Source organism: Microbispora sp. NPDC046973 (assembly GCF_040644495.1).
Lineage (GTDB): Bacteria > Actinomycetota > Actinomycetes > Streptosporangiales > Streptosporangiaceae > Microbispora.
In genome coordinates, this window is the sequence record NZ_JBEYWQ010000070.1 from 1 (window position 1) to 5,890 (window position 5,890).

The 5,890-nt window shown below is 70.5% G+C and carries 4 protein-coding genes; 2 read left to right on the forward strand and 2 right to left on the reverse strand.

Annotation, left to right across the window (positions count from 1 at the left end; all coding sequences use genetic code 11):
- Nucleotides 1–30: 30 nt before the first annotated feature.
- On the reverse strand, nt 31–402 hold the full coding sequence (locus tag ABZ860_RS42670) for a hypothetical protein (RefSeq protein ID WP_357232540.1): 372 nt from the start codon (nt 400–402) through the stop codon (nt 31–33).
- Between the two features lie 131 nt (nt 403–533).
- Here ABZ860_RS42670 and ABZ860_RS42675 point away from each other — a divergent pair, with 131 nt between their 5' ends.
- Nucleotides 534–1,526, forward strand: a complete 993-nt coding sequence (locus ABZ860_RS42675; protein WP_182901113.1) for a LacI family DNA-binding transcriptional regulator — start codon at nt 534–536, stop codon at nt 1,524–1,526.
- Nucleotides 1,527–1,607: 81 nt separating this feature from the next.
- On the opposite strand, the gene ABZ860_RS42680 is transcribed toward ABZ860_RS42675, so the two are convergent.
- Nucleotides 1,608–4,448, reverse strand: coding sequence for a discoidin domain-containing protein (locus ABZ860_RS42680; RefSeq protein ID WP_357232543.1), 2,841 nt, complete (start codon nt 4,446–4,448; stop codon nt 1,608–1,610).
- 346 nt (nt 4,449–4,794) lie between these two features.
- Here ABZ860_RS42680 and ABZ860_RS42685 point away from each other — a divergent pair, with 346 nt between their 5' ends.
- Nucleotides 4,795–5,805, forward strand: coding sequence for a LacI family DNA-binding transcriptional regulator (locus tag ABZ860_RS42685; RefSeq protein ID WP_357232546.1), 1,011 nt, complete (start codon nt 4,795–4,797; stop codon nt 5,803–5,805).
- The last annotated feature ends 85 nt before the right edge of the window (nt 5,806–5,890 follow it).

Sequence of the window (5,890 nt, forward strand, 5' to 3'; positions counted from 1 at the left end):
TGGCGCCGGCGGCGAGGCGGGCCGCGGAGGTCAGGAGCAGGCGGAGGCGAGCTGCTGCGTCGCCTGGGTGGCCTTCTGCCCGAACTCCGCGAGCTTGGTCGCGGCGGCCGGGTCCGACAGGTCGATCTTGAAGGATGCCCACGAGTCGGACATGCCGGCGAGCGCCACCTTCAGGTCGCCGTCCGCCTTGCCGGACAGGTCCTTGAGCTGCGCGGCCAGGTCGCTGGTCGCGGTGTTGATGCCCTTGATGTCGCCGGCCGCGGCGGCGGCCTTGGAGCTGTAGTCGGTGAACGCCTTGGTCGCCTCCTCGCAGACGGCCGTCTGGCTCCCGCTGCAGGCGGCGGTCAGACCGAGAAGGGCGGACGCCGCGACGACGGCGAGGCTGTTCCTGAGGATGTTCATGATGCCTTCCTGGGTGATCTGCAACGAGGCAGACACTAGGAATCGCCTCTTTCACGGTGCTTTCACCCCGCTTGCAATCATGGTCGTCGAAGATCCTTGGCCCGGCCGCTCCGCGTCGTATGCTTGCCGCCATGACGCGACGGCTTGCGGAGGTTGCGAAGAAGGTCGGAGTCAGCGAGGCCACGGTGAGTCGCGTCCTCAACGGCAAGGCCGGGGTCTCCGAGGCCACCCGGGAGGCCGTGCTGACGGCTCTCGACGTGCTCGGGTACGAGCGGCCCACGCAGCTGCGCGGCGAGCGCGCCCGCCTGGTCGGGCTCGTCCTGCCCGAGCTGCAAAACCCCATCTTCCCGGCGTTCGCCGAGGTCGTCGGCGGGGCGCTGGCCCAGCAGGGGTTCACCCCCGTGCTGTGCACGCGTACGGTGGGCGGGATCTCCGAGGCCGACTACGTGGATCTGCTGTTGCAGCAGCAGGTGTCCGGCGTGGTCTTCGCCGGGGGGCTCTACACGCAGACCGGCGTCGTCCACGAGCACTACCTGCGGCTGGTGGAGCGGCGGCTGCCCACCGTGCTGGTCAACGCCGCGGCCGATCACTGGGACTTCCCCCGCGTGTCCTGCGACGACACGATCGCGGTTGAGCAGGCGCTCGGCCACCTGCGCGCGCTCGGCCACCAGCGGATCGGCCTGGTCGTCGGTCCCGCCGACCACATGCCGTCCATACGGAAACTGGAGGCGTTCCGGGCCGCGGGCGGCGAGCTGGTCGAGCACACGATGCACTCGCTGGAGGGCGGCCACGCGGCGGCGCTGAAACTCGTGCGGCAGGACGTCACCGGGATCGTCTGCGGCAGCGACCCGCTGGCCCTCGGGGCCATCCGCGCGGCGCGGCGGGCCGGAAGACGCGTGCCTCAGGACGTGTCCGTCGTCGGGTACGACGACTCCGCGCTCATGACGTGCGTGGACCCGCCGCTCACGACGGTGCGGCAGCCGATCGAGGCGATGGGCCGGGCCGCGGTGGAGCTGCTGGTCAGCCAGATCGAGGGCGCCGCCGTCGCGACGGGCGAGCTGTTGTTCGAGCCGGAGCTGGTCGTCCGCTCCTCCACCGGCCGCGTCGGCGTCCCCGTCACCTGACGGCCTGCTGAGGGGGTCATGCTGTGTGGGGGAGCCCGGAGGAGGAGGCGTCCACTCCTCCTCCGGGCGTCCCGTTCCGGGTTACGAGGCGTACGCCTCGAACTCGGAGATCTGGGCGGCCGGCCAGCCGGTGTTACCGGTGAGGTTCAGCCGCAGGTAGCGCCGGGCGGCGGCGGGCACGGCGACGGTGACGGTGTTCCCGGTCGCCGGGTCGAACGTGTAGCCCGCAGGCCCGGCGATCGTGGTGTAGCTCGTGCCGTCCGTGCTGCCGAGGACCGACAGCGTCTGGGTGCGGGCGCCCCAGGCGGTGCTCGGCGGCAGCTTGAGCACCACGCTGCCGACCGTGACGGACGCGCCGAGGTCCACGGTGAGGGTCTGCGGGAAGGCGTTGTTCGCCGACTCCCAGTAGGTGTTCGCGTCGCCGTCGACCGTGTTGGCCGGGACGTACGTCTGGGTGCTGCTCGTCGCCGTGACCGCCTTGCCGCGGGCGAGGTTTCCCGTGGGCAGCGGGCTGGGGGAGGCACTGGGTGACGGACTGGGGGTGCCGCCGGTGCCGTAGACCTCGAAGGCCGACAGCTGCCCGGCGGGCCAGCCGGTGTTTCCGGTGACGGTCACCCGGACGTGGCGGACGTTCGTCGTGCTGAAGGAGATGCTCGCCGTGTTGCCGGTGGCCGGGTCGAACGTACGGCCCGCCGAGGGGGACAACGTGGTGTAGTTCGTGCCGTCCGTGCTGCCGAGGACCGACAGCGTCTGGGTGCGGGTGGCCCAGGCCGCGCTGGGCGGCAGCTTGAGCACCACCCGCTGGACGGGCGTCACCGCGCACAGGTCCACGGTGATCGACTGCGGGAAGGCGTTGTTCGCCGACTCCCAGTAGGTGTTCGCGTCGCCGTCGACCGTGTTGGCCGGCACGTACGTCTGGGTGCTGCTCGTCGCCGTGACCGCCTTGCCCCGGGCGAGGTCGCCACTGCCGGGAGCGCACGCCGTCGGGCTCGGCGAGGGCGAGGGGGAGGGGGAGGGAGAAGAGGAGGGCGAGGTGGACGGCGACGGGCTCGGGCTCGGGCCGCTGCCGTCGTAGATGTAGTTGGGCGCGGGCCACTGGCCGGTGCAGACGGTGGAGTCGGGGCTCCAGCCGGAGTTGCCCGTGCCGTACGCGGGGGCGAAGCCGGTGCCGACGCAGTTGTGGATCGCGACGCCCGCGCCGATGTGGGCCGCCCTGACGTTGGTGAAGCTCGCCTTCGCCGCCGCCTGCGCCTGGATCATGTACGTCCCGGTGCCGTCCACGTTCACGTTCGAGAAGGTGACGGTCTGGGTGCTGCCCTCGATGAACTGGATGGCCTCGTAGGAACTGTCGACGACGTCGGTGTCGGTCACGTTGATCGTCGCGTTGATCGGCTCGTTGAGGCCGTCGAACCAGATCGCGCCGACGCCGAAGTTCCAGTTGTAGTCGCTGTTGCCGGCCCGGATGAGGGTGTCGCGGGCGACGGTGATCGTGCCGGCGACCGCCGTGCCCTGGCCGGAGTTCACCCCCGGATAGCGGTTGGCGACGTGGATGCCGCCGCCGTTGGTGACCGTGTCGCTCACCACGTTGTCGGTGATCTTTATGTCCCGGCCGCCGTACGTCACGATGTTGTTGGCCAGGACCGGCGCGACCACGGTGTTGAACGTGAACGAGTTGTTCACGTTGGCCATCCGGTCGGGCCACATCGCCAGGCCGTCGTCGCCGGTGTTGCGGACGAAGGTGTTGGTCACCGTGGAGTTGGTGACACCGGTATGGAAGTTCACGCCGTCGGCCGTCTGGTCGAGGATCCGGCTGTTCTTCACCGTGAAGTCGTCCATCGGGCCGTCCATCCAGGCCCCGACCTTGGTGTGCTGGATCCACAGGTTGTCGACCACCGAGTTGGTCATCGCGCCCCCGAGGGCGTTGACCTGGTCCTCGTCCACCCGCTCGGTGATGTCGCCGATGATCGCGAAGTCCCGCAGGGTGACGTTGCGGCTCGGCCCGCCCGCCTCGTGCGGCCGGATCCCGCCGGTGTAGCCGCCGCCGCTCACGTACTTGCCGTAGACGCCGACGGCCCGGTTGCGCTGGGTGGGATGGCGGCCGGTGAGCACGCTGTACCAGGGCCCGGCGCCGCGCAGCGTGACCCCGTCCACGACCACGTGGTCCCACAGGGTGTACGTCCCGGCCGGGATGTAGACCTCCTTGCCCTGGGCCCTTCCGGCGTCGACGGCGGCCTGGAAGGCGGCGGTGGAGTCGCTCGTGCCGTTGCGGTCGGCGCCGAAGTCGTCGACCGACAGCGACCCGGCGGGCCGGGGGATCGCGTCCGGCACGAGCTCGAAGTCGGCGAGATCCACGACGACCCACGGCGCGACCGAGGTGGAGGCCACCTGGATCCTGACCTTCGTTCCCGCCGCCAGGGTGGACCCGAACATCGTCCGGGTCTCGTCGTAGAAGTGGTGCGGCTTGTCGCCGGGCGTGTTGCCGAACGGGTAGCCGCCGTAGAACCAGCCGTACCGGGAGGTGAACTGCAGGTCCTTGAGCTTGGTGCCGTTGATCCTCAGATCGACCGGCGCCGTGATCCCCGTTCCGGCCGCGTTGTCCGGCACGCTGTAACGCACGGTCATGGCGTTGGCGGGCTTGGGCAGGGTGAACTCGACGTACTCTCCGGGCGCGTCGAGGCGTACGGCCCGGCGGCCCGACGCCTCGGACGGCAGGTGGGTGTAGACGCGGTCCGGTCCGATCTGCTCGCCGTTGGTCGCGGCGGCCTCGGCCTCGATCTCCGTGAACGGGACGGTCGCGCCTCTTCCCGGGACGGAGAAGGGCGACGGCGAGGTCGCGGCCGAGGACGTGCCGGGGAACGCCACCACGCTCCCCACGGCGATCAGCGCCCCCGCCACCGCGACGGCGGCTCCGGATCTTCTCATGAGGTTCCTTTCTGCATGCGAGACCCGGGAGATGCGGCGTGGACGCTGGACCGCCACACCTCCGAAGAAGGTGAGTGGCCCACACGATAAGTTGACAAACATCCTTCTGCAATATTGCGACGAGAAGTCGCAAGATGACATGCGCGTTACGACACCACATACTCCCAGCACGGCGCCCACTGGAACGCTCCGCACATCCGCCGGAGGAGGGACCGGGCCCGCGCCGTGCCGACCGCGATCCGCTCGGGGACCCTCCTCGGCCACGCCTGGGGTCTGACGTGCTCTTCGTGAGCGGGTGCGCAAGTGGGATGAAATTCTTTGCGCTCGCTGTCGTATAGTTGCGTCCATGACACGACGGCTTGCGGAAGTGGCCAAGAAGGTGGGCGTGAGCGAGGCGACGGTGAGTCGCGTGCTCAACGGCAAGCCGGGGGTCTCCGACGCCACCAGAGAGGCGGTGCTCACCGCGCTCGACGTGCTGGGATACGAACGGCCCACCCAGTTGCGCGGCGACCGCGGCCGGCTCGTCGGCCTGGTCCTCCCGGAACTGCAGAACCCGATCTTCCCGGCGTTCGCCGAGGTGGTGGGGGGTGCGCTGGCCCAGCAGGGGTTCACCTCCGTGCTGTGCACCCGGACGGTGGGCGGCGTCTCCGAGTCCGACTATGTGGACCTGCTCCTCCAGCAGCACGTGTCCGGCATGGTCTTCGCCGGCGGTCTGTACGCCCAGGGGGACGCCTCCCACAGCCACTACCGCAGGGTCCTCGAACGCAAGCTGCCGACCGTGCTCGTCAACGCGGCGGTCGAGCATCTCGGGTTCCCGCAGGTGTCGTGCGACGACGTCGCCGCCGCCGAGATCGCGCTCGCCCATCTGATGGCGCTCGGGCACCGCCAGGTCGCGATGCTGCTCGGGCCGCCCGACCACGTGCCGTCCCAGCGCAAGCTCGCCGCGTTCCGCGCGTACGCCGCCGCCAACGGCCTGGAACTCGGACCCGACCACGTCGAGCACACGATGTTCTCGCTCGAAGGCGGGCACGCCGCCGCCGCGCGCATGGTCGCCGCGGGCGTGACCGGCATCATCTGCGCCAGCGACGTGCTCGCCCTCGGTGCGATCAGGGCCGCCCGCCGGGCGGGGCTGTCGGTGCCCGAAGACGTCTCGATCATCGGCTACGACGACTCGGCACTGATGAACTGCGTGGACCCGCCGCTGACCACGGTCCGCCAGCCCATCGACGCGATGGGCAGGGCGGCCGTCGAGCTGCTGGTGGCCCAGATCGACGCGGCCGTGGTGCCGGGGGACGAGCTGTTGTTCGAGCCCGAGCTCGTCGTGCGCGCCTCGACCGCACCCGCGCCCCGCTCCTGAAAGCCCCCGCGCCCGAGGTCGCTGCCGCTTTCGGGGCTCACTGGCCTGCGGAAGAGCTTTGCGGCCCGCGTCGCCGTCGGCGCGG

What these genes read in the sequence shown, in the direction of transcription:
- ABZ860_RS42670 (WP_357232540.1), bottom strand. Translation starts at nt 402, where the DNA reads ATGAACATCCTCAGGAACAGCCTCGCCGTCGTCGCGGCGTCCGCCCTT.
- ABZ860_RS42685 (WP_357232546.1), top strand. Translation starts at nt 4,795, where the DNA reads ATGACACGACGGCTTGCGGAAGTGGCCAAGAAGGTGGGCGTGAGCGAG.
- ABZ860_RS42675 (WP_182901113.1), top strand. Translation starts at nt 534, where the DNA reads ATGACGCGACGGCTTGCGGAGGTTGCGAAGAAGGTCGGAGTCAGCGAG.
- ABZ860_RS42680 (WP_357232543.1), bottom strand. Translation starts at nt 4,448, where the DNA reads ATGAGAAGATCCGGAGCCGCCGTCGCGGTGGCGGGGGCGCTGATCGCC.